We start from the raw sequence: 25,845 nt of genomic DNA on the forward strand, positions 1-25,845 counted from the left end.
AGCTCGGTAATCGTCCGGCCGCAAAAAAGTCCTCGCGTCCCTCGGTGACGTCAAAGCCTGTTATGGGCGCCAAGCCTGCCCGTCCCATGGCAGCTCCTAAGCCCTCGACGGGAACTAAAGCGGCGCGTCCGGGTCGCATGCTAGGCGCATCGAAACCGCGCTCGCTGACATCGGTGTCGGCTACCGCCGAGAAGCCTTCGGGTAAAAAAGGCGTCAACCCGTTGTCTTCACTTGGGGCGATGGCAAATAAAACATCAGACGCCGCTTCTGTCGTTGCAGGCAAAGGCAAAATCCTGGGCGGCGTTCTGGCCGTCTTGGCCGTGCTCGTCGTCGTTGCCATCGTGGTGATCAACTCTGGATTGTTTACCGCCACTGATATTCAGATTCAAGGCAGCGAGCATGTGACGAAGCACGATGCTGTCCAGCTGATCGATTTGCCCGAGGGAACGTCGCTTTTTAACGTCGATCCCGACCAGATTACCGAGGACCTCAAGCAGAACCCGTGGGTCTCGGGCGTGGATGTCCAGCGTCAGTTCCCGCATACGCTCATCATTACGCCGATGGAGCGCAAGGTCATCGCAATTGCCTATATCAGCTCCGATGACCTTGCCTGGGCCATCGGGGATGATGACACCTGGATCGCCCCGCTGTCGACGTCGGTCGAAGTGGACGACCAGGGCAACGTCATCACGACAGGGCAGGGCTCAAATACCCTGACCGGCATTGATGCCGCACTGGCGCTCGCTAAGCACTATGGCGCGGTGTTGCTGACTGATGTCTCGGCGGATGTCGCTCCGGTTTCCGGCCAGGCGGTGAGCTCCAAGGCCGTTAAGGCTGGCTTGGATTATGTGCGTGGTTTTTCGAGCGAGTTCTTGGGACAAGTCAAGGATATTTCCACGCCTTCGGTCGAAGCCATCTCGGCAAACCTCAATAACGGCATTGAGGTGTCGCTGGGCGATTCGGACGATATCGCCAAGAAAGAACGCGTAGTCACTAAGTTGCTTTCGCAGGTAGAGGGCGTAACGTATATCAACGTGCGCTCTCCGGGCAACTACACATTTAGGAACGCTCCGACCGCGTAGCGCTGGTTGATGCTTTGTTGAGGGGCCATGCCACGCCGTTTATCTGGTTTGTTTGGTTTTCACAGTCAATTATTTGACTGATACGTTCATAATGTGCAAACATAATACGGTTTACCTTTGCATTTACTTTCAACCTGAAGGTTAATGTGCGCAGGGGTCGACCCATGCTATGGCTATAACCTTTGTTCGGAGGACCGACATGCACGAGACAGAGATCAACAACTACCTTGCCGTCATTAAGGTGGTCGGCGTCGGCGGCGGCGGTACCAACGCGGTCAATCGAATGATCGAAGAGGGCATCCGCGGCGTCGAGTTTGTTGCCATCAACACCGATGCTCAGGCACTCGCGATCTCTGATGCCGATATCAAGGTGCACATCGGCACCGACCTTACCCGCGGCCTGGGCGCCGGCGCCAACCCCGAGGTTGGCCGCAAGGCTGCCGATGAGTCCCGCGACGACATTGCCGAGGCGCTCGCTGGCGCCGACATGGTGTTCATCACCTGCGGCGAGGGCGGTGGCACCGGTACCGGTGCTGCTCCCATCGTTGCCGATATCGCGATGAACGAGGTCGGCGCACTGACCGTCGCCGTCGTGACCAAGCCCTTCACCTTCGAGGGCCGCAAGCGCAAGAAGAGCGCCGAGGAGGGCATCAAGACCCTCTCCGATTGCGTCGACACCATGATCGTCATTCCTAACGATAAGCTGCTCGACATCGCCGAGAAGAAGACCACCATGCTCGAGGCCTTCGCGATTGCCGATGGCGTCCTTTCCCAGGGCACCCAGGGCATCACCGACCTCATCACCGTCCCCGGTATCATCAACCTGGACTTCGCCGATGTTAAGACCATCATGAAGCAGGCCGGTACCGCCATGATGGGTATTGGTACCTCTTCTGGGGATACCCGTGCCGTCGACGCTGCCCAGCAGGCCATCTCCAGCCCGCTGCTCGAGAGCTCCATCGATGGCGCCACGCGCGTGCTGCTCTCCATCGCCGGTTCCAAGGACCTGGGCATCCAGGAGATCAGCGACGCCGCCGACGTTGTCGCCAACGCCGTCGACCCCGAGGCCAACATCATCTTCGGTACCGTTGTCGACGAGTCCCTGGGCGATCAGGTGCGTATTACCGTCATCGCTACGGGCTTCTCCGACTCCAACGTCAACCGTCAGGACGAGCTCTTTGCTGCTCAGCAGTCTCAGAGCAAGGTCGCTGCCTCCGCTGAGCCGCAGCGCACCGCTCCTGCCGCCAGCCCGGCTCAGGCCGCTCCGACCCGCAACGTCGGTGGCACCGAGCTTCCTAACTTCGGCAACGATCAGTTCGAGCTTCCCGACTTCCTGAAGCGCGGTAGCTTCTAAGTCGTTCTTTGCATTGTTGTGCACAGGGGCGTGTCCGTATGGACGCGCCCTTTTTATTTCGACTTTGTAAACTAGAACCTCCAATCTCTTTACGTTCCCTTTACGATTGCCTCCAGTGCAGCAGGTATCCTTTTAAGGAAGTATGACAGCCGTATAAACGCGGGCTGTAGCGGCGATGCCGCGTACTTGTGTTATTAGGAGGCTTTAGTATGGCAGCGCGTGCGGACAAAGTTTCGCGTGTCGACCATGATGGAGTTACGTTGGTGGAGGGCGCGACATCCTATGTTCGCTTTGCCTTCACCGAGCGCGTCGGTGGTGTTTCCGAAGATGCGTACTCCTCACTCAACTTGGGCTCGCATGTTGGCGATGATCCCTTTGCTGTTCAAGAAAATCGTCGTCGCGCGCTCGAGGCTATGGGTGCCGCCGAGTGCGAGCACAACCTGCTCGTTCCCAATCAGATCCATGGTGACCATATCGTTACGGTGACCTCGAACGGCGCCGATGACCTTGAGGACGTTCGCGAGCAGATTGCCGAGGGCTGCGATGCCATCGTCTGTACGGCGCATAACGTGCCCGTGCTGCTCTGCTTTGCCGACTGCGTTCCCGTGGTGCTGGTGGCCCCCGGCGGATTTGCCGTGGTGCACTCCGGTTGGAAGGGCACGATTGCACGTATTTCCGCCAAGGCGTGCCAGGCGCTTTGCGATGCTGCCGGCTGCGATGCGAGCGACGTTTCCGCCTATATCGGTCCCCATATCTTGGGTGACGAATATGAGGTGTCCCAGGAACTCATGGATCGCTTTGCTGCCGAGTTCTCGTGCATCGATGCGAGCATCTCTCGCATGCTCGATCTTTCCGCTGCCATTTGCGAGGCACTGGTAGATGTCGGTGTCGACGCGGATAATATCGTGGATACCCAGCTTTCGACTGTGCGTCAGAACGACCGCTTTTATTCCTACCGTAACGAGAACGGCACCTGTGGGCGCCATGCTGCGATCGGCGTGATGCTATGAGAAAGATCGTATCGGTCCTGAGCGCCGCTGTGCTTACGCTTACGCTGTGCGCCTGTTCTTCGGGATCTTCTACTTCTTCCATTACCGTCGCCGGCTCGACCACCTGCCTACCCATTGCCGAGATTGCGGCCGAGGGCTTTAAGGAAGAGACCGGCATCGACGTACTTGTCTCCGGTCTGGGCTCCTCTGCGGGCATCGAGGCCGTCAGCAACGGCACTGCCGATATCGCCAGCTCATCTCGCGGCCTCAATGCCGACGAGCAGGATCTGGGCCTGACCCCGATTGTGATCGCGCACGACGGCATCGCGGTCATCGTGAATGACGATAACCCGGTCGATAACCTCTCGACCGGGCAGCTCCGCGATATTTACGCCGGCAAGATCACCAACTGGAAGGAAGTCGGCGGAGAGGACCTGAAGATTCAGGTCATCAACCGAGATGAGGCGTCTGGCACGCGTGAGGCCTTTCGCACCATCGTGATGGACGGCACCCCGTTCGATCGTCGCTCGGCCGTTCTTTCGGGCACGGGTCAGGTGCGCGACGTGGTATCTCGTTCGCGCGGTGCCATTGGCTACATTTCGCTGGGCTTCGTCGATAGCCTCAACGCCAAGACCTCGGTCAAGGCCGCCTCGGTCAATCATGTTGAGGCGTCCGAGAAGACGGTCGCGAGCGGCGGCTATCCCATCTCGCGTGACCTGTACTTCTTTGTGAAGGGTGCGCCTTCGCAGCAGGCGCAGGATTACATCGACTACGTGACGTCCGAAAAGATGGACAAGCAGATTCGCGAGGCGGGCTTTATCCCCGTCACCAACGACGAGAAGGGGAGTGAGTAGCATGGAAGCACAGGAAAACTCCCAGACTGAGCAGAATGTTCAGGCACCCAAGAAGCGCGAGCTGGCGCTCGTATCGCGCAGTACCTATATCAAGGAGAAGGCGCTGCAGTGGATCTTCTTTGCCTGCGCGTTCTTGGCGGTCGTTACCGTCATCCTGATTTTTGTCTTTACCACGTACTCGGCGCTGCCCGTCTTTACCGACATTGGCCTGGCGGACTTCTTCAGCTTTACGTGGGCGCCCTCCGAGGGCCACTACGGCATTATGTCGCTGCTGGCCGGCTCGGGTCTCGTGACCGTCGGTGCGCTCGCCATGGGTGTGCCCCTGGGCGTGGGCACGGCCGTGTATCTGGTCGAGATCGCCAGCAAGCGCGTGCGCAAACTCATCAGCCCCGCCGTCGACCTGCTGGCGGGCATTCCCTCCATCATCTACGGTTTCTTTGGCATGATCATCATCCGTCCGTTTATCGCGCAACTGACCGGCGGTCTTGGTTTTGGTGCGCTGACGGCGTGGTTCGTGCTTGCTATCATGATCGTCCCTACCATCACCACGCTCACCATCGATGCTCTCAATTCCATTCCCATGGGCATTCGCGAGGCATCGTATGCCATGGGCGCCACCAAGTGGCAGACCATCTATAAGGTCGTGCTACCTGCCGCCAAGCTGGGTATCGTGGATGCCATCGTGCTGGGTATGGGCCGTGCCATCGGTGAGACCATGGCCGTGCTCATGGTCGTGGGTAACGCTCCGGTTATTCCCGACAGCATTGCGAGCCCCATCTCGACGCTCACGAGCCAGATCGCGCTCGACATGAGCTATTCCTCGGGTCTGCACCGCTCGGCGCTGTTCGGCATGGGTGTGGTCCTGTTTATCATCTCCGCCGCGCTGGTGGGCATCGTCCGTCTGATTTCCAAGAAGAAGAGGGGGTAGGCTATGTCCGATTCCGTTGACACGACGGTCGATACGACCTCGTCGCGCGAGCGCATCAAGCGTGCCCTTTCCCACGGCAAGAAGGGCCGCATCAACAAAGACCTGTCCAATAAGATCATGCTTGGCGTGTTCCGTGCCGCAGCATACATCACCACGCTGGTGCTGGTCGCTATCATCGCTTACGTGGTCATTAACGGTCTGCCGCATATCTCGTTCGACTTTATCTTCGGTTGGCCCCAGGGCGTCAACGCCGAGGGCGGCATTTGGCCCACGATCGTCTCGACCGTCTACGTGACGGCGCTCGCCATGCTTATCTGCACGCCGATTGCTGTGCTGGCAGCCGTCTATCTGGCCGAGTACGCCAAGCAGGGCAAGGTCGTCGAGCTCATACGCTACGCTGCTGACGCTTTGGCGTCGGTGCCCTCCATCGTTATGGGCCTGTTTGGCTACGCCTTGTTTGTCGAGGCCATGGGCCTGGGCCTTTCGATGGTCTCTGCCGCTCTGGCGCTGGCGCTTCTGATGCTGCCTATCGTCATGCGCACCACCGAAGAGGCCATTCGCGCCGTTCCGCGCTATATCCGTTGGGGCGCGTACGGCTTGGGCGCCACCAAGTGGCAGGTCGTCTCCAAGATCGTACTTCCTTCGGCCTTTGGTCGCATTGCCACCGGCATCGTCCTTGCCATCGGCCGCGCCATCGGCGAGACCGCCGTGGTGCTCTACACCATGGGCCAGGCCGTCAATCTACCTATTTCGCCGCTCGATTCCGGCCGCCCCATGACGGTTCACCTGTACCTGCTTGCCAACGACGGCATCAACATGAACGCGGCCTACGGCACCGCGCTTTTGCTGATGGCGATTATTCTGGCCTTCAACCTGTTTGCGCGCTACCTGTCGCGCAAACGCCACTAATTAAGGAGTCCCATGTCCGTCTATCAGTCCGCTCCCACGCCGGAGCAAGCAGCCATCACGGCCAAGGATTTCAACTTTTGGTACGGTGACTTTCATGCGCTGACAGGGCTTGACCTCAACATCGCCAAAAACGCCATCACCGCCTTCATTGGCCCTTCGGGCTGCGGCAAGTCGACGTTCTTGCGCTGCATCAACCGCATGAATGACCTGATCGAGGGTACGCGAGTCGAGGGCACCATGACACTCGACGGCAATGATATCTATGCCGAGGGCGTCGACCCGGTCGACCTCCGTCGTCGCGTGGGCATGATCTTTCAGCAGCCCAACCCGTTTCCCAAATCCATCTACGAGAATGTCGCCTTTGGCCCTCGTCTGCAGGGCGTGACTAGCAAAAGCGACCTCGATGACATCGTGGAAGAATCGCTCAAGCGCGCCAACCTCTGGAAAGAGGTATCCAATCAGCTCAACAAGGATGGTTTGGCGCTCTCGGGCGGTCAGCAGCAGCGTCTGTGCATCGCCCGCGTGCTTGCGGTGCAACCCGATGTCCTTCTGATGGACGAGCCCTGCTCCGCCATCGACCCCACGTCCGTCTCTAAGGTCGAGGATTTGATGGCCGAGCTGGCGCCCGAGATGACGATTATCATCGTCACGCATTCTATGCAGCAGGCAGCTCGTATCAGCGACTACACCGCATTCTTCTTGCAGGAAGTTGCCGGCGAGCCCGCCACGCTCATCGAGTATGGTCAAACCGACGCGATCTTCACCAGCCCGGTGGACTCGCGTACGGAAGACTATATCACCGGCCGCTTTGGCTGATCGGTGCGACTAGTCCCAAGCCGATCGGACCTGGTCCGGTGCGTATTCACTGTGCGGGCGGCATGACCGCACCCAACTGATTGGAGTGAACCATGCGCAAACTGTTTTCCCGTCAGCTCATCGAGGCCCGTCACGAGATGCTGAGCATCTATGAGGCCGTCGATCTGGCCCTCCACGATGCCGTAAAGGCCTATGTGACCGACGACCGCAAGCTCGCCACCAAGACCAAGAAGCGCACGCTTTCGATTGACGCACGCTGCGCCAACCTGGAGGCCGTCTGCTACAACCTGATTGCCACGCAGTCACCGGTCGCCTCCGACTTCCGCCTGCTTCAGACGATTATCTATGTTGACTTTAACCTGCAGCGCATGACCGATAAGGTCCGTCAGATTTGCCGCGCCACGCGTCATATGATCAAGGCCGACATCTCGCTGCCCAAGGAGCTTGTCGGCACGGTCGAGGCCGAGGCTGAGGCCGTCTACCAGGTGCTGGGCTCTTCGCTTTCTGCGCTCGTCACCAATGACATGTCCATCATCTGCAACCTGGCCGTCGAGGACGAGCCAGTGCACGCTGCCTACGAGAAGTTCTTCCGCACCTTTAACCGTATGGATACGGGCGACTTTATGGACGACGACAGCAACTATGACGACCTGCGTCGCGCCATCATGGTTTCACGCTACCTCGATCGCATCGCTTCGATTTCCATCGATGCCGCTTGCCGTCTGACCTTCCTGTTGACTGGTCAGCGTATGAACGCCGGCGATATCGCCCGCACTGATGAGGATGAGCTCGAGAGCATGCGCGTGCCTTCGGGCGAGGGTGTTATCATGAGGCCCGCCGTCGATGCTCGCTATGTTGCCAAGGTGCCTGCTAACGAGGTTAGCGAGGGCCTGCGCTACCTGCTGGATCATCTTGAGGATGAAGACGATGGCGAGGACGACGAGGAGTAGGGTAGCTCCGCTCGTTGAGAGATTGTAAATACCTGAGGGAGCGCGGCCTTGCGGATGCGGGGCCGCGCTCTTGCGTTAGCATGGGACTACTTGTTGTGCTGTCTGCGGAGGCGATTTGCCATGGATAACTATTTAGACTTGATGCGCGCTCGCCGCGAGCAGATACTCGAGCGCTTTTATGCCGCGCTCGATCGCGCTGGGAGGCCCCACGATGCCGCGCGTTTGATTGCCGTGTCCAAGACCGTCGGCGTTGACGAGACCATCGCTGCCATTCGGGCGGGGTATCGCCACTTTGCCGAGAACCGCCCGCAAGAGCTCGTCCGCAAGCTTACGGGTCTGGCGGAGCATCCGGAGCTGCCCGAGGTGCGTTTCGATATGATCGGCAACCTTCAGACTAACAAGATCAATGCGGTGCTGGGCTCAGCCGAGCTAATCCATTCGGTGGGGTCGCTTCATCTGGCGCAGGCGATCTCGAGCCGTGCGACTCGTAAGATCGAGGCGGGCGAGCTGGTTGCTCCCCAGCAGGTGCTGATTGAGGTCAACGTGAGCGGCGAGGAGTCCAAGGGCGGTTTTTCGCCCGATGAGATTCGCGCCGCCGCGGGTGAGCTTGCAGAGCTTGAGGGAATTTGCGTGCAGGGGCTTATGACTATGGCGCCCCGGGGGAATAAGGATGTGGCACGCCGCACCTTTGCGGGGCTTCGTGAGCTGAGGGATGAGCTGGAGGCAGCGCATCCCGATTTGAACCTGCCTGAGCTTTCCTGCGGCATGAGCGAGGACTTTGAGCCTGCCCTTGAGGAGGGCTCTACGCTCGTTCGCCTGGGCAGGGTAGTATTTAGCCCGGAGTTTGCAGTAAAATAGGGCTCTGAAGTGCGCACTGGTTTACAGAGCGCCTGCACTAAACCGTGAGAGGACACAACCATGGGCTTCCTTGACGAGATTAAAAATAAGATGCACCTGGGCGGCCAGCAGGGTTACGACCAGGGCTATAGCCAGGATGACGACTACGGCTACGATGACGGCTACGACGACGGCTATCAGGGCGGCGGCTACAGTGGTGCTTCGGGCGAGGGCTTCTATACCCAGGACGAGCCGAGCAACGGCCTGCTGGGCCAGACGCGCCGCGGTGAAGCTGAGTCGGTTGCCGTGTATACGCGCTCCGGTCAGCTGGTCGGCGATGACTCGCGTCATGCAACGACGTACAATCCGCCGTCGCGTTCTCAGGATACGGTCACCGGTGGCTATCGTCCCGGCGCCTACGACACGCCGTCGAGTTATGCCGAGAGCGCCCGTGCTCGCGCCGCGGCGCCTGCGCCCGCCCCTGCGCCGAGCGACGCCTCGGCCTATGCGAGCAACATCATCAACGCCACGCCGCAGCTGCCTGCCTATGTCCTGCGTCCCGAGAGCTATGATGACGTTGAGACCGTTGTCCGTCGTGTGCGTACCAAACAGCCCGTCGCGCTGATTTTTGTCGGCGTTCGCACCGAGGTCGCCAAGCGTGTCCTGGACTTTAGCTATGGCTTTGCCTGTGGCCTGGGCGCTACGGTCAAGGAGGTGGGCGACCGCGTGTTCATGGTGCTGCCCGCCGGCTGCGAGGTCAAGGATTCGGACCTCAAGAAGCTTCGTGCCGACGGCTACCTTAAGTAAACCCAAGACGAGGAGATTCTCATCAACATCTACACCATTGTCCAGCTGGTCAACACGCTGTTCAACTTCTACTCCACGCTCATCGTGGTCTATTGCTTTATGACGTGGATTCCCATGAAGCAGGGCGGCCTGCTGCAGGATATCGCTGCAGTGCTCGATAGCGTCTGCGGCCCGTGGCTCAACCTCTTTCGTCGGTTTATCCCGCCGATGGGCGGCGTTGATTTTTCGCCGGTCGTTGCGATTATTGCGTTGCAGTTGGTGCAGAGACTGGTTCTGCAGCTTCTTATAGGTATACTCGTATAGAACTGACTTAGTAACTTACGTCGGGCGTGTAGCGCCGAGGCGATGAAAAAGGAGACTTGTTATGGCTATTACCCCTGCAGACATCCAGGCTCAGACTTTCTCTGAGGCCAAGCGTGGCTACGATCCTGCCGAGGTCGACGTCTTCTTGGAGACGCTGTCTTCCGAGGTTGACGCTATGCTCGCTAAGATCGTCGACCTTAAGGGCCGTCTGACTGCTACTGAGCAGCAGCTTGCCGATGCACAGGCTCAGCTTGCCCAGGCTCAGGATACCGCCGCCCAGGCCGCCCCTGCCGCCCCCGTGGCCGCTCCCGCCCCTGACTTCTCCGCTCAGGAGCGCCAGATTTCCGCTGCCCTGATCGCTGCCCAGCAGACCGCTGAGACCATCGTCAACGATGCCAATGAGAACGCTGAGCGTATCCGCAACGAGGCTGACGCCAAGGCCCGCGAGGTTATCCGCCAGGCTCTGACCGAGAAGCAGGCCGAGCTCGAGGAAATCGACCGTCTGAAGGCTTCCCGCGAGGAGTTCAAGGCCGAGTACCTCAAGCTCATCCAGCACTTTATGGACGACGCCCAGAACTCCTTCCCGGCCGACCTCATGGCCTCCACGCCGGTTGGTTCTGCCGCTTCTCCTGCGGTGACTGTTCCCGCCGAGCCGCTGCCCGTCGCCGATCCGGTTGTCCCCGTGGCCGATCCCTTCGCCCCGATCGACAACTTCGCTGCCGACGACCTGGACTAACATTCGGTCTACAATTTAGTGCCTAGAAAGGACCCGCAGCTTGCGGGTCCTTTTTTATGACTGTGCAGGGTGTGCAGGGGTGCGCAACATAAAAAACCGAGCCCTGCACATAGTGGCGCAGAACTCGGTGAACGGGTGAGCGGTCAAGGGTAGGTTTGCGGCATGTCCCAAAAATCTACTTGAGGAGGAAGTCGGAGAGGGGAATGGTGCGGGCCTCTCGATGCTCGGGGTCGGTGATATGGTCGGCAGGATAGCCACAGACGAGCATGTGATAGGGATAGACACCCTCGGGCAGGTCGAACTGCTCACGGGCCACCTCAGGCTTAAAATGGCACACCCAGCACGTTCCCAGGCCCTGCTCGGTGGCCTCCATCATCATCTGATCACACACGATGGACGTATCGATTTCACTGGAATTCATCTGATCATACGGGCGCACCCAAGCATCATCGGTAACGCTGCAAATGAGGAAGACAAGCGGAGCCCCAAAGATAGACCCATCACGAGCAAACCGAGGCTGACAAGCAGCAGCCTTCTCCAACAGCTCGGGCGTATCCAGCACCATTACACGAGAAGGATGATTATTACAAGCAGAAGGAGCAATCCGCCCAGCTTCAACAACAGCATCAATCACCGCCCGCTCCACAGCACGATCCTCAAACAAACGACAAGAATACCGAGAACGAGCCAAATCCAAGTAGCTCATAACAAAGCCCTCCAAAGTCAACGAATCAATCCCAAGTCAACCAAAAAGGTACCCAAAGCAACACCCACCCAAACGCTCAGCACAGCCCCAAAGTATTCTTTCGAGCATCAAGGGCCGCATCAGCCAAGACCTCATTACACCCAAACCATCAGCCAAAGTTTCAATGGCGGTACGTAAGGGAGCGGGCCCGACCACTAATACCTTTCGAACGACTCTGCAAAGCAGCCGGAGTGAGAAAGGCATTAGTGGTCGGGCCCGCGACCGGTGGGATACGTACAGCTAATTAACTGTTCTTCATGACAATCGAATCCACGACATCGGCCACATTCTCACAGCAGTCGGCGCAGTACTCCAGGAAGGCATATACGTCACGCCAGGCGATGACCTCGAGCGGGTCCTTGCCGTTGACGTGCAGGTTGCGCATGGCGTTGATGTAGAGCTCGTCAGCCTCGGACTCGATGGTGTTGATCTGGATGACCAGTTCGCGCAGCGTTTTGGACTTGCGGTAGTTGGGCAGCTCGACCATCAGGTCCTTCATGGCGCGGCAAGCGTCGGTCACCTTGTGGGCGATGACGATGGCGTCGGGATGGATGCTCTGAATGTTGGTGAAGTAGACGCGCTGCACGACGCCCTCGATGCGGTCGAGCACGGTGTCGAGTGAGCAGCTCATCAGATTCAGATCCTCGCGCTCGAGCGGGGTGATAAAGGCGGTGAGCAGGGCGTCTTCAAGCTCGTGGTGCTTCTTGTCTGCCGCATGCTCAATGGCATGCATCTCCTCGAGCATATCGTGAATCTTCGCGGGATCGAAGTTCTCAAAAATCTGGGTAAGCAGCTCGGCGGCCTGGACGGCGAGGTCGGCGCAGGCGACGTAGTTGTCAAAGTAGAACGAATTGGGTTTCTTTGCCATGGGTGGGTCCTTTCGAGGCGAAGACGGGTAGGCGAAGTGTTGCGGTCCGGATGGACACTCGGTTTGACTAGAGGAACATCATGAACAGCTTGGCCATGAAAAAGCTGATGAGTCCGCAAGCGGGGAAGGTGAAGAACCAGGTGAACATCATGTCCTTGACGACGCCGAAGTTGATGGCTGAGAGGCGCTTGACGGCGCCGACGCCCATGATGGCGCAGGTTTTGATGTGCGTGGATGACACGGGGATGCCGGTAAGGGTGGCAAGTAGCAGGTTCGCGGCGCCCGCGAGGTCGGCAGAGAAACCCTGATACTTCTCGAGCTTAACCATGCTCTGGCCGACGGACTTGATGATGCGCTCGCCGCCCACGCTGGTGCCGATACCCATAGTGGCCGAGCACAGCAGCATAATCCAGATGGGGATGCCGGCATCGCCGACGCTCGTCTGGCCGTTGGCGAAGGCCACGCCTAAAAAGAGCACGCCGATGAACTTCTGTCCATCCTGCGCGCCGTGCATGAAGCTCATGGCCGCGGCACTCGCGATCTGAGCGTATTTAAAGAAGACGTTGGCACGTCGCCTGTTGGCGGCGGCAAAAAGAATCGAGACGAGCTTGCACAGGACCCAGCCCATGACAAAGCCCAGGCCGATGGAGAGCGCCAAGCCGTAGATGACCTTCATCCACTCGTGGACGTTGACGCTGCTCGCGCCGCCGAGGGCGATAGCGGCACCGGTCAGGCCGGCGATAAGGCTGTGGCTTTGCGAGGTGGGGATGCCAAAACGCGACGCTGTGGCGCCGTAGACGACGATGGAGAACAGCGCCGCGCACAGGCACGCGAGCGCCATGGTGCTATTTCCGCCAAAGTCGACGATATGTGAGATGGTGTTGGCGACGCTCGCGTTAAAGTGCGTCATGATGAGCACGCCGAGGAAGTTGAATGCGGCGCTCATGAGAATGGCAGCGCGGGCGGGCATGCAACGCGTAGTGACGCAGGTCGCGATGGCGTTGGGCGCGTCGGTCCATCCGTTGACGAAGATGGCGCCGAGCGCGAGAATCACGGTGACGGCAAGGACTGGGTTCGACACAAGTTGGCCGAGGAAGGTTGAGAACGTTACGTCCATATATGGGCTTTCTCGAAGTTTGCAGAAACGTTACAAAAACATGATAAATCGTATCACCTCCTGCGGGTTTCTTTACCGAGTTCTGATGGGAGAAGTGAATTATTGGGTACTAAAATTGAATATTAGCCCTGTTGACCTCCGGTGTTCTTTTTGCTAACACGTCGTGCGGACGTGCGCATGCGGTCCGACACGCCAAAACCACAGCCTGTTCGCTTTACAATATGCAAACATGCGTTCGATAATAGGGGCATGGAATATCGACAGACAGATGGCAAAACTCGGCGCGTGCACAAGCAGTATGTGGACGTCGTGGCTCGCATCCTCGCGGGCGGACAAGTCGTGCCGGTCACCGTCTGCTGGGTTGACGGTCGCTGCTTTACGATTGACGAGATTGTCTCGACCACTGGGTTTGGCCTGACGGTTCACGGCATTCGTACGGCAACCTATAAGGTCCGTTTTGGCGGTCATGCGACCGAGTTGTATCTGGAGGACCAGGCGCGCGAACGGCCGGACGGCTCGCAGACCCACGTGATGCGTTGGTGGGTCTGGGCGTTTGACCACACGCTCGAGGGTGAGCGCCGCAGGTAAAACGTGTGGCATTTGGGTACAATGGTAGGAATCTTGTCGCTTAAGGCGCTGCTGTCGCGGCGCTATCTGAAAGGACGAAAGTATGAATGATATCCAGGGCTATCAGAACGGCCCCATCGAGACCGGTGCAAGCCGTGCCAAGGAGATGTCGCCGCGTGCGTACAACCTTGTCATGTCCGCCCTGATCTTTTTGGGCTTTTGCGCCATGGGTGCCGGCGCCTACTTTACGAGCACCATGGCGTTTGCCCGCATGATGATGAGCGGCGCCGCTTTGCCGCTGGTTTTTGGCTCGTTTATTTTGACCATCGTCGGCATTGTCATGATGTCGGCTGCCGCGGGCAAGCAGTCTGTGGGCCTGTCGCTCACGGGTTACGTGATCTTTGCGAGCACCTTTGGCCTGACCGCGTCGTTTGGCCTTGCCAACTACGACCTGCCCACCATCAACACCGCCTTTATCGCCACTGCCGCCATCACCTTTGTCTTTGGCGCGCTGGGCGTGACCTTCCCCAAGTTCTTCCAGCGCGTGTACGGCATCGGTTTTGGCGTTCTGCTTGCCACGATCCTGGTCGAGATCGTGCTGATGTTTATGGGTGTTTCGCAGTCTATTACCGACCTGATCGTAATCGTGGTGTTCGCCGGTTTTATTGGCTATGACACCTATGTGGCCACGACGGTGCCGCCCACGCTGCCCAACGCCGTGCTCATGGCGTCCAACCTGTTCGTGGATATCATCAACGTGTTCCTGCGCATCCTGAATATCCTTGGTCGTCGCGACTAGCGGCGAGTTGCAGCGGTGCTTGCCGCGCGCGTAAATCAATGCGAAAGGCGGTCCTTCGGGGCCGTCTTTTTTGTACGCGGCGGGGTATCATGGATGGGAAAAGCCGATAACGGCAGCGACAGGAAAGGTGACCACTTATGGCAGACGTCGACAACAGGAACCGTAACCGCAGGACCGGCCGCGCAGGGCAGCCCAACCCCAAGCGCGAGGCCCGTGCCAAGGCCGCCGAGCGTCACGTGGCAACTGTGTCCGAGGCGTGTGCCAAGGATATCGAGCGCTCGCTTGCCGGCGTGCGCGAATTCGACGGTATGCCTGCCGGTTTTGTCTCGGCGATGAAGGCCAAGGCCCAGGCGGCTGCGGCTGCCGAGGAGCAGGTTGCCGAGGAGTCTGAGTCCGCCGAGGTCGAGGCCGCTGAGGCTGCGTCCGTCGAGACCGAGGTCACGGACGATTCTGCGCCTGCCGAGGAACCCGCAGAGACCGAGTCCGCGCCTGCCGAGGAGCCCGCTCCGACCCTGCCCGAGGTCACCGTGCTTGATGCCTCCGCCACGCAGGCCATTCTGGATAACGGCCGCGGCTATGCGCAGTTCTGCGATATGGCCGTGCTTGCCTTTGCCTCGTTTACCAATCCGGGCGGCGGTTACATCCAGGGCTATCTGGGCCAGGAGGCCGCGCTCTGTGCCGATTCGTATCTGTATAATGTCCTCGATAAGCAGCGTAAGTGGTACGGCGAGAACCGTCGCCGCAACATCAACTGTGAGCTGTACCGCAACCGCGCGCTGGTAGTGCCCGCGGTGCGCTTCGACCGCAACCATGTGCATGCGTATGCCGACGTGATCGTGGCCGCCGCGCCCAATGCCAAGCGCGCACGCCAGGAGTACCGCGTGAGCGACGATGCGCTGCTGGACGCGCTGCGCGACCGTATCCGCTTTGTGCTCGCCATCTGCGACGAGCTGGGTCGCGAGAAGCTCGTACTGGGCGCTTGGGGCTGCGACAACAACGGCTTTGACGCCGAGGCCGTGGCTGAGCTCTTCCGCAAGGAGCTCGCATCGGGCGACTTCAAGGTCAAGCAGGTCTTCTTTGCTGTGCCCTCTACGCGCTGGGACGAGGACTTCGCCAAGTTCGAGCACGTGTTGGCAAACTTCCCCGAGCGCAACGAGGAGTCCTATGCCCAGGTTGCCGCCCGCGCTGCGGCCGCCCGTGCCGCCGAGCAGGCTCGGGCCGCTGCCGAGGACGATGAGGATGACGACGACTGGCGCAAATACTTGTAAACTGTGCGCGTGATGCGACATGCCGAGCCGACGGGGGCTGCTCCCGTCGGCTTTTTATTGAGTGGGGAGCTTATGATGAAAAACGTTCTATGCTTTGGCGACAGCAACACCTATGGTTACGATCCGGCTGGTATGCGCGACGGCACCGCGGTGCGCTATGCGCAGGATGTGCGCTGGTGCGGCGTGGCGCAGCGTGACCTGGGCGAGGGCTGGCATGTGATTGAGGAGGGGCTCAACGGCCGCACGACGGTGCGCGACGATATGTGCCACCTGGACACTAACCTCAACGGCATTCGCGCGCTTCCGATGCTGCTCGAGGCCCATAAGCCGCTGGACGCCATTGTGATCATGCTGGGCACCAACGACTGTAAGACGGTCTTTAACGTGACGGCTTCCGATATAGCCCGTGGCGCCATGGCGCTGATTCGCGCCGTCCGCGCGTTTTCGTGGACCGACGCTGCGCCTTGTCCGCGCATTCTGCTGATGGCTCCCATCAAGATCAAGCCGCAAATCGCCGATGTGTATATGACCGATTTTGACGAGCATTCCGTCGAGGCCTCGGAGCATTTTGCCGAGTACTACGCGCACGTAGCCGAGCAGTTTGGCTGCGACTTTTTGAATGCCGCCGACTTTGCCGAGCCGGGCGATATCGACTATCTGCATATGATGCCCGAAAGCCACGAGAGCTTGGGACATGCCGTGGCAGCCAAGCTCCAAGAGATGCTCGGTGAGTAGCGCAGCCCCAAACCACCACAAAGGGGACAGGCACTTTTGTGGTGGTTTTGCCCGGGTAAACGAGCGGCTTGGCTGCCACATGGGCATGGATGAGCTCATTGACCTGTTTGCCGAGGGGGATGAGCTTGTCTCAAATACCGCTTTTGAGGAGCTGGAGCTCGCCTATGACGTGGCGAACGGTGCGACCTTTGACGGCATCGTGTTCCGCTCCTGCGTATTCGATGGCGTCGACTGGAGTGGTTCGACGTTTCGTGACGTCGTATTTCGCGGTTGTCGCTTTATCCGCTGCAATATGGAAGGCTGCTGGCTCAACCGATGCGACTTTGTTGATTGCTCGGCGCCGGGGCTCAACTTGGTCAAGGCGCGCCTGTCGAACGTTTCGTTTGCATCATGCGACCTGAGCTACGCGAACCTTTCGGAGGGACGCATTGGCCCCATCACGGCGTGCGATGTGCGCCTGACCGAGGCGGCGCTCCAGGGGGCCAAGCTGGGGCAGCTGCGGCTGGATAGCTGCGACCTGACACGAGTTGATGTGTTCAAGACACCGCTGTGTGGTGTTGATGTATCGCGCTGCACGTTTGAGGCTCCCGTTGTTTCGGGCGACTACCGTGAGTTGCGAGGCCTGACAGTCAATGCCGAACAGGCGCTCGCGCTTTCGGGCTTGCTCGGCATCCAACTCGCAGACGATTAAGTGGTAAAAGAAAAACCACCACAAAGGTGCCTGTCCCCTTTGTGGTGGTTTTGCTGCAGGGCTAGTAATTCCACATGTGGTTGACGGGGCCGGAACCTTTGCCCATGTCAAAGCCGGCGGCGAGGGCGCCCGTTAGGTAGGCCTTGCCGGCGTTGACGGCGTCGGCAAGATCCATGCCCTGGGCCAGCGCGCAGGCGATAGCGGACGAGAGCGTGCAGCCGGTGCCATGCGTGTTGCCGGTCTCGATGCGCTTGTGACGGAACCATGTGGTGAGCGGATCGCCCAGGTGGTTGCCCTCGTCATCGAGCGGCGCGGGCTCCGCCAGCACGTCGTTGGCCTCGTTGACAAGATGTCCGCCTTTAACCAAAGACGCGCATCCAAAGCGGCGGGTGAGGAGCATGGCGGCATTTTGCTGCGTGCGCTCGGAATCGACCTCGTAGTCGAGCAGTGCCATGGCCTCGGGGATATTGGGCGTGATGACGGTCGCCAACGGGAACAGGCGACGCGTGAGCGCCTCGGCCGCATCCTCGGCAATGAGTCGAGCGCCCGAGGTGGCTACCATGACGGGGTCCACGACCACGTTCGTTGCGTTCCAGGAGCTCAAGCGGTCGGCGATGACTTCGATAATCTCGACAGAAGAAACCATGCCGATCTTGACGGCGCTCGGGCGGATGTCGTCAAAGACGGCGTCGATCTGCGCGGCGACGATATCTGGCGAGATATTCTGCACGGCGGTGATGCCCAGGGTGTTTTGCGCCGTGATAGCGGTGATGGTCGTCTCGGCATACAGACGGTGCGCCGTAATGGTCTTGATGTCGGCTTGAATGCCGGCGCCACCGCTGGAATCGGATCCTGCGATGGACAGGACGGCAGGTACCTTGCTGCGATCCATGTTCGCTCCCTTGTTCGGTCGGAATCAAATGGGTCTTTAAGCCAGCATTATAAAGATGCCCGGGCCGACTCTATGTCGAACCCGGGCGGGCGATGCAATCTTTACGCAAATGTAAGCAAATGTTCACACGTCAACAACGGTCGACGTCGCGGTGCTTCCAAAAGCAATCGTGGCGACGAGTTAGTCCTCCATGCCGAGGTCGATCGTCGTGCCTTCGAACACCTTGTTGACAGTGCGAACGGCGCACATCTTGCCGCACATGGTGCAGGTGCCCTCGGTGGCGGCGGGGGATTCCTCGTAGCGCTTCTTGCCGGTGACCGGGTCGAGGGCGCACTTCCACATGGCGTCCCAGTCGAGCTTGCGGCGTGCCTGACCCATCCTGTCGTCCATGTCACGGGCGTGCGGTACCTTCTTGGCGATGTCGGCGGCGTGTGCGGCAATCTTGGTGGCCATGAGGCCATCGAGCACATCCTGAGCGTTGGGCAGGCACAGGTGCTCGGCCGGCGTCACGTAGCACAAAAAGTCGGCACCCGAGCTCGCGGAGATGGCGCCACCAATGGCGGCGGTGATGTGGTCGTAGCCCACGCCGATATCGGTCACCAGCGGCCCCAGCACATAGAACGGGGCGTTGTGGCACAGGCGCTTCTGCAGCTTCATGTTGGCGGCGATCTCGTCGAGCGCCATGTGACCCGGACCCTCGACCATGACCTGGACGCCGGCGGCCCAGGCGCGCTTGCACAGCTTGCCCAGCTCGATCATCTCGGCGGTCTCGGTTGCGTCGTTGGAGTCGTAGAGACAGCCCGGGCGGCAGGAGTCGCCGAGCGAAATCGTCACGTCGTACTCGTGGCAGATCTCGAGCACCTCGTCGTAGAACTCGTAGAAGGGGTTCTCGTTACCGGTGACCTCCATCCAACCAAACAGCAGCGAGCCGCCGCGGCTGACGATGTTCATGAGGCGGCCAGTCTCCTTAAAGGTCTTGATGACCGACTTGTTGATGCCGCAGTGGATGGTCATAAAGTCCACGCCGTCCTCGGCATGCGCGCGCACGACCTCGAGCAGATCGTCCTTGGTCAGCTTGACCAGCGGCTTTTCCATGTAGCCGATGGCATCGTACATCGGCACCGTGCCCACCATGAGCGGCGTCTCGTCGATGAGCTGCTGGCGGAACTGGCGCGTCTTGCCCGAGTTGGAGAGGTCCATGATGGCGTCGGCGCCAAAGTCCTCGGCGATCTTGACCTTCTTCCACTCCTCGGCGGCATCGGCCTTATCGCCCGAGATGCCCAGGTTGACGTTGACCTTGGTGGACAGGCCCTCACCGACGCCAAAGGCGCGCATGCCTTTTTTGATATGCACGATGTTGGCGGGGATGGCGATGCGGCCGTCGGCCACGCGCTCGCGGATGTACTCGGGGTCGCGATGCTCGCGCTCGGCGACTTCTTTCATCTGCGGCGTGATTTGCCCGGCGCGGGCGAAGTCGATTTGCGTGACGAGCTTGGGCTCGGTCTGTGTGCTCATTGGCACGGCTCCCTTCGTTGGCATTACCCATATCAGGTTTGCGGGTCAGGGCGGGCGCGCCCAATCTCAGCCTGCCGTCTTGTCCTGCAAGCTCCCCGTTATGTCATGGGCTCAAGTATAGCCTGAATGGGTACGATTGGGCCAACGAGCGTGCTTGCGGGGAGGCGAACATGGAAGACAAGCATCTATATCGAGAGACGCAATGGGATGTATCGGCCGAGGAAAGCCGTGCGCACCATGGCCTTGTCGCGATTGGTTTTGCGGTGCTTGCCGTGCTGGTGATTGCCTTTTGTATTTGGACGTTTGGCGGTCGCGGCGGCGCTGGCTGGGAGTTCGAGGTTGATGATAGCCTACCGATTATGACGGTGAGGAGTACTGGCGGTAATGCCAATACGCTCGCCGTTCCGGGCGATTATTGGTACCCGCGCGATGAGTTTGTGCAGTTGCAGCTGAGTGGTGGGTCCATTCCAGGTGAAGAAATCGAACGCGTGACGTTTGATGCGGCGCTCAAAACGCTGACGGTGAAGCTCAAAAATCAAGGAGACGTTCCCACGACGATGGATATCGCGCTGACGGAATGGCGCCTGGAGCCCCCGTCGGGCGTCAAAGTGTCCGAGGTGGAGCACGTCAAGATTACCTATCAGGACGGCTCGACAAATGAAATTGCCAAAGCCGACGGCTTGGCGGAATAGACGCCGTGCCTAGGTAGCACATTCAAAGTAGCGGTGGTCCTACAAGGCCTGTTCGTTCAGGAAGACCAAAGTGTTTTTATTTGAAAGCTCGGGAAAGTGACGATAACCAACGTCGAACGCGGTGAGCCCGCTTACATCCTCGAGCTTGTTTTCTGCCATCCACCGCACCATGGAGCCGCGCGCCTTTTTGCTGGCGGTCGACCGTTGGATGGGCTTCCCGTTGCGGATACCCTCGCCAAAGAGGCATGTGACGGCCGTGGCGTCGCCCGCGAGGTGGGGCAGAACGGCTTTGGCATACTCTACGCTGGCGAGGTTGACGATCGTGGTGTTTGAGTCCGCCGGGGCGATAGCCCGCGCGAGCTTGTCGCTCCAAAACGCGTAGAGGTCTCGGGCATCGTCAACGGCGAGCTTCGCGCCCATCTCCAGCCGATACGGTTCGACGGCATGAAAGGGACGAACGCACCCGTAGAGGCCGGAGAGGATCCATAGATGGTCTTGTAGCCATGCGAGCTGCGCGGAATCCATCACCTCGGGCGCCATACTCTGGTATTGAATGCCGTGATAGGACATGACGGCAGGGGAGAGGTGACGGGCGAGTTCGGGATTGTCGAGATCGCCGTTTTTCAGGATGGGCCCGAACTCATGCAGGGTGTTGAGGCAAGGCCCCAGCAGTTTGTCACTCACGTTCCATAGCGCTTGCAGGCCGCCGCTGCCTTCATTTCGTTCGATATCTAGCAGTGCGCAGTGGAGGCGAGCCGTCTCGTGCGCAAAAGGTGGAATGCCCTGGACTTCAAAAGCATCTTGGGCCGCGCGCATCTGCTTGGCGGGCGAAATGATGATCTGCAGCATGGACTCTCCTCTGCCAAAAAGGAAGTTGCGGTGGAATACAGTCTGTTTGGGCCGTTTATGGGCCAGTTTAGTCCGTAATTTCACCGCAACTGATGAAGGGCTGGTTAGGCGCGCTCGATGAAGGCCTTGTAGCCGCGATAGGCCTCGTAGATATCGGCCTTGTTGGCGACCTCCCACAGGGCGTGCATGGACAGGACGGCAACGCCGGAGTCGATGACGTTCATGCCATACTCGGCCATGATGTAGGCGATGGTGCCGCCGCCGCCCGCGTTGACGCGGCCGAGCTCGCAGGTCTGGAAGTCCACGCCGGCCTCGTCCATGATGTCGCGGACGAGGGCCACATACTCGGCGTCGGCATCGTTGGAGCCGCCCTTGCCACGGCTGCCCGTGTATTTGTTAAAGCACAGGCCGCGACCCATAAAGGCGGCGTTCTTGGTCTCGAACTTGCCGGCGTAGCCCGGGTCAAAGCCGGCGGACACGTCAGAGGAGAGCATGCGGCTGCGGGCGAGTGCGCGGCGCAGGGCCAGCGGGCTGCTCTCGCCGGCGAGCGTCATGATCTCGGCGACGGTGTTCTCGAAGAAACGGCTCGTCATGCCGGTGGCGCCCACGGAGCCGATCTCCTCCTTGTCGACGATGAGCGTGATGCTCGTACGCTCGACGTCTGCCACGTTGATCTGGGCGAGCATGGAGGGGTAGGCGCAGACACGGTCGTCGTGGCCATAGCCCAAGATCATGGAGCGGTCGAGACCCATGTCGCGGGCGGGGCCGGCGGGCACGACCTCGATCTCGGCGGAGAGGAAGTCCTCCTCCTCGACGTCGTACTGTTCCTTGAGGATATCCAGGAACATCTGCTTGACGGGCTCCTTGGGGGCGTCCTTGTCGTCCTCGTCAAACTTGACGGGGCGGCCGCCCACGATCACGTCGAGGATCTCGGCGTCGACGGCGTCCTTGGCCGGCTTGGACATCTGCTCGCTCGAGAGGTGGATCAGCAGGTCGGAGATGGTAAAGACCGGGTCGTCTGCCTTGTCGCCGATGTTGATGTCGACGGTGGTGCCGTCCTTTTTGCAGATGACGCCCACAAGCGCGAGCGGGGAGGCCACCCAGTGGTAGCTCTTGACGCCGCCGTAGTAGTGCGTGTCGAGGTAGGCCATGTCGCCGGCCTCGAAGGCGGGATTCTGCTTGAGGTCCAGGCGCGGCGAGTCCACGTGGGCGCCCAGGATGTTAAAGCCCTGCTCGAGCGGGGCGGTGCCAAGGTTGACGAGCATAAGGTCCTTGCCGTGGTTGGCGGCGTACACCTTGTCGCCTGCCTTGAGCTCGCGGCCCTCGGCGATCGCGGTCTCCAGGTCGACGTAGCCCGCCTCCTCGGCCATCTTGATGCCGGCCTTAACGCACAGGCGCTCGGTCTTGTTCTCACTCAAAAACTTCTTATAGCCGCGGCAAAGCTCCTCGAGCTCCTCGATCTGCTGTGGCGTGTACTTTTTCCATGCGCAGGGACGCTCCATGACGCAGGCTCCTTTCGGATCGATCGTGCTGGTTAATGTACCGCGAGCCATCGTATCACGCGCGGGCGCGCGGTGGCGGGGGAGCTTGATGTGCGGTGGCCGCGAGGCGGGGAGCGTGTAAACTGGTGGGAGCAAATCGTGCCCAGCCCAAAGCGAGGTATTCAATATGTCTGACAAGCACCGCACCTTTGCCGTTATCGACGGTAACTCGCTCATGCACCGCGCCTTCCACGCCGTGCCGCCCACCATGAACGCGCCGGACGGTCGCCCCACCAACGCGATCTTTGGCTTTCTGAACATGTTTCTCAAGATGATCGACGCCTTTAACCCCGACGGTGTGGTCGTGGCGTTTGATAAGGGCAAGCCGCGCGTGCGCATGGAGATGCTGCCGCAGTATAAGGCGCAGCGCCCGCCCATGGACCCCGACCTGCACGCGCAGTTCCCCATGATTAAGGAGCTGCTCGCTGCGCTCAACGTGCCGATTTTGCAGTCCGAGGGCTGGGAAGGCGACGATATCCTGGGCACCATGGCGCGCCTGGGCGAGGAAGCCGGCTGCGACATGCTGCTGGTGACCGGCGACCGCGACATGTATCAGCTCGTGACCGAGCACGTCAACGTGGTCTCGACCCGCAAAGGCCTGTCCGACGTGGCGATTATGACGCCCGAGAGCGTGGACGACCTGTATCACGGCATTACACCGGCGCTCGTGCCCGATTTTTACGGCCTGAAGGGCGATACGTCCGACAACATTCCCGGCGTGCCGGGCATCGGCCCCAAAAAGGCGAGCGCGCTCATCGCGCAGTACGGCAGCTTGGACGAGGTCATCGCACATGCCGACGAGGTCAAGGGCAAGATGGGCGAGAACCTGCGCGCGCATATCGACGACGCGCTGCTGAGCCGCAAGGTCGCAACCATTCGTACCGATGCGCCTGTCGAGCTCGACTTTGATGCGACGTCCTTCCCGGCGTTTTCTGCCGACGAGGTGTCCGCTGCGCTGGGCACGCTCGGCATTACGGCCATGCAGAACCGTTTTTTGGCGCTGATTGGCGGCGAGGGCGGGGCTGCGGCCGCTGCCAGCACGTTCGAGATGCCTGCTGTTTTGCGTGCCGCCGCCGGCGATGCCGAGGCGCTTGCTGCTGCCGCCGCCGAGGTCGCTCGCGCGATTGATGCGGGCGAGTGGATTGCCGCTGTGGTGGACGATGACAAGGAGGAAGGCGCACTTTTTGGCCTGACGCGCACGCTGTGGCTGGCGACGTCCAAGGGGTTGCTTGCGCTCGAGGAGGGCGACGGCGGTGCGTCTGCCGTGGTCGATGGCTTCAACGTTGCCCACGGCGTGATCGCCGGCGTGCTCGCGCGCCTGTTTATGGAGGGCCGCGTGGCGAGCCCGGACATGAAGGCGCTGCTGCACGAGCTTTCGCCCATCGATTCCTCTGAGCCCGAGCTCATGGATCCGCTGGCCGTCGATTCCACGCGCATCTTCGATACTGTGGTCGCCGCCTATCTGTTGGATTCCGACCGCTCCGAGTTTGATGAGGCGTATCTGGCCGATACCTATCTGCAGATGACGCTGCCTGCGGCGCGCGGCGCGGAGGGTGCTGGCGAGGACGCTCCTGCGCCTGCTGCCCGCACTGCGGCCCTGACGCTGGCGCTCGTGGCGCCGCTGCGCGACCGCATGGCCCGCGAGAACGCCGCCAACGTGTTCGATGGCATCGAGATGCCGCTCGTGCCGGTGCTTGCCAAGATGGAGCGCGCGGGCATGCTCGTGGACCCCGATCGCCTGCATAGTCTGTCCGAGGGTTTGGCGACCCAGATTGCCGAGGTCGAGCGGAGCATTCGCGACCTGGCCGGTGACGAGGCCTTTAACATCGGCAGTCCCATGCAGCTCTCGCACGTGCTGTTTGACGTGATGGGCCTTCCGACCAAGGGCCTCAAAAAGACCAAGCGCGGCTATTATTCGACCAACGCCAAGGTACTGAGCGACCTTGCCCGTGACCACGAAATCGTGCGTCTGATCTTGGACTGGCGTGAGAAGTCCAAGATCAAGTCCACCTATCTGGACACACTGGGCCCGCTGCGTCGCGGTGACGGTCGCGTGCACACTACGTACAACCAAACCATCACGGCGACGGGTCGTCTTTCCTCGAGTGACCCGAACTTGCAGAACATCCCGACGCGCTCGGAGCTGGGCCGTACCGTCAAGACGGCGTTTTCGGCAGGCGAGGGAAGCGTCTTTTTAGCGGTGGACTACTCGCAGATCGAGCTGCGTCTGTTGGCGCATCTCTCGGGTGATGAGCACCTGGTGCGTGCCTTTAACGAGGGCGAGGACTTCCATGCCGAGACAGCCGCGCGCGTGTTTGGCGTACCGGTGTCCGAGGTAACGCCCGATTTGCGCAGCCGCGCCAAGGCCGTGAACTTTGGCATCGTGTACGGTCAGCAGGCCTACGGCCTGTCGCAGTCGCTGCATATCTCGATGGCCGAGGCACGCGACATGATTGACCGCTACTACGAGGCATACCCGGGCGTGCGCACGTTCCTCGACAACGTGGTGGCACGTGCCAAGCAGACGGGCTACGCCGAGACCATGTACGGCCGCCGTCGCCATATTCCGGAGCTCAAGGCCAAAAATCCGCAGCTCCGTGGTTTTGGCGAGCGCACGGCCATGAACCACCCCATGCAGGGCACCGCCGCCGACATCATCAAGATCGCAATGGCCCGCGTGAGCCGCCGTCTGGAAGAAGAGGACTTTGCTGCCCACATGATTCTGCAGGTACACGACGAACTGGACTTTGAGTGCCCCGTCGACGAAGTCGAGCGCCTCACCGCCATGGTCCGCGACGTCATGGAGCATGTGGTGGAGCTCCGCGTACCGTTAATCGCCGAAGCCAGCACCGGCATAACCTGGGCCGACGCCAAATAGGAAAGCGCTCCGTAAGGCAAGCTCGCCCAAGACGCAAGCCCCCACATACTTAAGATTTGGGACAAACACTACTGATTAATTTAGGCTCTGTTAGACCAGGATTGACATACATGTGTCCCCACG

At 60.2% G+C, this 25,845-nt stretch carries 26 protein-coding genes and 1 riboswitch; of the genes, 19 read left to right on the forward strand and 7 right to left on the reverse strand.

The features are described 5' to 3' along the window. Window positions 1-239 precede the first annotated feature (239 nt). The 12 genes from DXD49_RS08875 to DXD49_RS08930 all read left to right on the forward strand — a co-directional run bounded on the left by DXD49_RS08875 (window position 240) and on the right by DXD49_RS08930 (window position 10,565). Window positions 240-1,082: a cell division protein FtsQ/DivIB gene (locus DXD49_RS08875; RefSeq protein WP_117794771.1), complete on the forward strand. Its 843-nt coding sequence runs from the start codon at window positions 240-242 to the stop codon at window positions 1,080-1,082. Between the two features lie 199 nt (window positions 1,083-1,281). Then, entirely contained in the window at window positions 1,282-2,436 is a 1,155-nt protein-coding gene (gene ftsZ, locus DXD49_RS08880; protein WP_117734951.1) for a cell division protein FtsZ, read from the forward strand. A 209-nt stretch (window positions 2,437-2,645) separates the two neighbouring features. Continuing rightward, on the forward strand, window positions 2,646-3,446 hold the full coding sequence (locus DXD49_RS08885) for a polyphenol oxidase family protein (protein ID WP_117794772.1): 801 nt from the start codon (window positions 2,646-2,648) through the stop codon (window positions 3,444-3,446). Continuing rightward, window positions 3,443-4,279 (forward strand): phosphate ABC transporter substrate-binding protein, encoded by an 837-nt coding sequence (locus tag DXD49_RS08890; protein WP_117734953.1) that lies wholly within the window; start codon window positions 3,443-3,445, stop codon window positions 4,277-4,279. The genes DXD49_RS08885 and DXD49_RS08890 overlap by 4 nt, the downstream gene beginning before the upstream one ends. Before the next feature lies 1 nt (window position 4,280). Beyond that, window positions 4,281-5,207 (forward strand): phosphate ABC transporter permease subunit PstC, encoded by a 927-nt coding sequence (gene pstC, locus DXD49_RS08895; RefSeq protein ID WP_117743761.1) that lies wholly within the window; start codon window positions 4,281-4,283, stop codon window positions 5,205-5,207. 3 nt (window positions 5,208-5,210) lie between these two features. Then, a complete protein-coding gene (pstA, locus tag DXD49_RS08900; RefSeq protein ID WP_117794773.1) occupies window positions 5,211-6,116 on the forward strand; it encodes a phosphate ABC transporter permease PstA in 906 nt (301 codons plus the stop codon). Window positions 6,117-6,128: 12 nt separating this feature from the next. After that, window positions 6,129-6,932, forward strand: a complete 804-nt coding sequence (pstB, locus tag DXD49_RS08905; RefSeq protein WP_117647229.1) for a phosphate ABC transporter ATP-binding protein PstB — start codon at window positions 6,129-6,131, stop codon at window positions 6,930-6,932. 92 nt (window positions 6,933-7,024) lie between these two features. Next, window positions 7,025-7,882 carry a PhoU domain-containing protein gene (locus tag DXD49_RS08910; RefSeq protein WP_117734956.1) on the forward strand — a complete coding sequence of 286 codons (858 nt, stop codon included), beginning with the start codon at window positions 7,025-7,027 and terminating at the stop codon, window positions 7,880-7,882. 120 nt (window positions 7,883-8,002) lie between these two features. Continuing rightward, on the forward strand, window positions 8,003-8,740 hold the full coding sequence (locus DXD49_RS08915; RefSeq protein ID WP_117734957.1) for a YggS family pyridoxal phosphate-dependent enzyme: 738 nt from the start codon (window positions 8,003-8,005) through the stop codon (window positions 8,738-8,740). A 60-nt stretch (window positions 8,741-8,800) separates the two neighbouring features. Next, the gene (locus DXD49_RS08920; protein ID WP_117734958.1) at window positions 8,801-9,526 is read left to right on the forward strand and encodes a cell division protein SepF; all 726 of its coding nucleotides are present in this window, start codon (window positions 8,801-8,803) and stop codon (window positions 9,524-9,526) included. Window positions 9,527-9,583: 57 nt separating this feature from the next. After that, window positions 9,584-9,829, forward strand: a complete 246-nt coding sequence (locus DXD49_RS08925) for a YggT family protein (protein WP_199406628.1) — start codon at window positions 9,584-9,586, stop codon at window positions 9,827-9,829. 61 nt (window positions 9,830-9,890) lie between these two features. Next, a complete protein-coding gene (locus tag DXD49_RS08930; protein ID WP_117734960.1) occupies window positions 9,891-10,565 on the forward strand; it encodes a DivIVA domain-containing protein in 675 nt (224 codons plus the stop codon). Between the two features lie 175 nt (window positions 10,566-10,740). Here DXD49_RS08930 and DXD49_RS08935 read toward each other — a convergent pair whose 3' ends face one another. The 3 genes from DXD49_RS08935 to DXD49_RS08945 form a co-directional block, all read right to left on the reverse strand. Further along, window positions 10,741-11,271 carry a nitroreductase family protein gene (locus DXD49_RS08935; protein ID WP_117794774.1) on the reverse strand — a complete coding sequence of 177 codons (531 nt, stop codon included), beginning with the start codon at window positions 11,269-11,271 and terminating at the stop codon, window positions 10,741-10,743. A gap of 283 nt (window positions 11,272-11,554) precedes the next feature. Beyond that, entirely contained in the window at window positions 11,555-12,178 is a 624-nt protein-coding gene (locus tag DXD49_RS08940; protein ID WP_117734961.1) for a DUF47 domain-containing protein, read from the reverse strand. Between the two features lie 67 nt (window positions 12,179-12,245). After that, on the reverse strand, window positions 12,246-13,295 hold the full coding sequence (locus DXD49_RS08945) for an inorganic phosphate transporter (protein WP_117734962.1): 1,050 nt from the start codon (window positions 13,293-13,295) through the stop codon (window positions 12,246-12,248). A 249-nt stretch (window positions 13,296-13,544) separates the two neighbouring features. Between DXD49_RS08945 and DXD49_RS08950 the strand changes: the two genes are divergently transcribed. The 5 genes from DXD49_RS08950 to DXD49_RS08970 all read left to right on the forward strand — a co-directional run bounded on the left by DXD49_RS08950 (window position 13,545) and on the right by DXD49_RS08970 (window position 17,355). Next, window positions 13,545-13,883 (forward strand): hypothetical protein, encoded by a 339-nt coding sequence (locus DXD49_RS08950; protein WP_147330314.1) that lies wholly within the window; start codon window positions 13,545-13,547, stop codon window positions 13,881-13,883. An 82-nt stretch (window positions 13,884-13,965) separates the two neighbouring features. Then, window positions 13,966-14,661, forward strand: a complete 696-nt coding sequence (locus DXD49_RS08955) for a Bax inhibitor-1 family protein (RefSeq protein ID WP_117794775.1) — start codon at window positions 13,966-13,968, stop codon at window positions 14,659-14,661. A gap of 137 nt (window positions 14,662-14,798) precedes the next feature. Beyond that, window positions 14,799-15,929 (forward strand): TIGR02452 family protein, encoded by a 1,131-nt coding sequence (locus DXD49_RS08960; protein WP_117794776.1) that lies wholly within the window; start codon window positions 14,799-14,801, stop codon window positions 15,927-15,929. A gap of 75 nt (window positions 15,930-16,004) precedes the next feature. Beyond that, complete coding sequence (locus DXD49_RS08965; protein WP_158553181.1) at window positions 16,005-16,664, forward strand: SGNH/GDSL hydrolase family protein; 660 nt, start codon at window positions 16,005-16,007, stop codon at window positions 16,662-16,664. Window positions 16,665-16,749: 85 nt separating this feature from the next. Next, window positions 16,750-17,355: a pentapeptide repeat-containing protein gene (locus tag DXD49_RS08970; protein ID WP_233505133.1), complete on the forward strand. Its 606-nt coding sequence runs from the start codon at window positions 16,750-16,752 to the stop codon at window positions 17,353-17,355. Window positions 17,356-17,416: 61 nt separating this feature from the next. Here the strand turns inward: DXD49_RS08970 and thiD are convergent, their stop codons facing one another. Continuing rightward, on the reverse strand, window positions 17,417-18,247 hold the full coding sequence (thiD, locus tag DXD49_RS08975; RefSeq protein WP_117794778.1) for a bifunctional hydroxymethylpyrimidine kinase/phosphomethylpyrimidine kinase: 831 nt from the start codon (window positions 18,245-18,247) through the stop codon (window positions 17,417-17,419). Window positions 18,248-18,427: 180 nt separating this feature from the next. Continuing rightward, window positions 18,428-19,762: a phosphomethylpyrimidine synthase ThiC gene (gene thiC, locus DXD49_RS08980; RefSeq protein ID WP_117734969.1), complete on the reverse strand. Its 1,335-nt coding sequence runs from the start codon at window positions 19,760-19,762 to the stop codon at window positions 18,428-18,430. Beyond that, window positions 19,754-19,870, reverse strand: a riboswitch (TPP riboswitch). It overlaps the preceding gene by 9 nt. A 62-nt stretch (window positions 19,871-19,932) precedes the next feature. Here thiC and DXD49_RS08985 point away from each other — a divergent pair. Next, window positions 19,933-20,454 carry a hypothetical protein gene (locus tag DXD49_RS08985; protein WP_117776701.1) on the forward strand — a complete coding sequence of 174 codons (522 nt, stop codon included), beginning with the start codon at window positions 19,933-19,935 and terminating at the stop codon, window positions 20,452-20,454. 39 nt (window positions 20,455-20,493) lie between these two features. Here the strand turns inward: DXD49_RS08985 and DXD49_RS08990 are convergent, their stop codons facing one another. Beyond that, a complete protein-coding gene (locus DXD49_RS08990; protein ID WP_117794779.1) occupies window positions 20,494-21,303 on the reverse strand; it encodes a YaaA family protein in 810 nt (269 codons plus the stop codon). A 104-nt stretch (window positions 21,304-21,407) separates the two neighbouring features. Then, complete coding sequence (locus DXD49_RS08995; protein ID WP_117762856.1) at window positions 21,408-22,805, reverse strand: aminopeptidase; 1,398 nt, start codon at window positions 22,803-22,805, stop codon at window positions 21,408-21,410. Between the two features lie 166 nt (window positions 22,806-22,971). Between DXD49_RS08995 and polA the strand changes: the two genes are divergently transcribed. Further along, entirely contained in the window at window positions 22,972-25,722 is a 2,751-nt protein-coding gene (gene polA / locus DXD49_RS09000) for a DNA polymerase I (protein ID WP_117794780.1), read from the forward strand. Window positions 25,723-25,845 lie beyond the last annotated feature (123 nt).

This window comes from Collinsella sp. TM05-38, from assembly GCF_003466445.1.
Classification (GTDB): domain Bacteria; phylum Actinomycetota; class Coriobacteriia; order Coriobacteriales; family Coriobacteriaceae; genus Collinsella.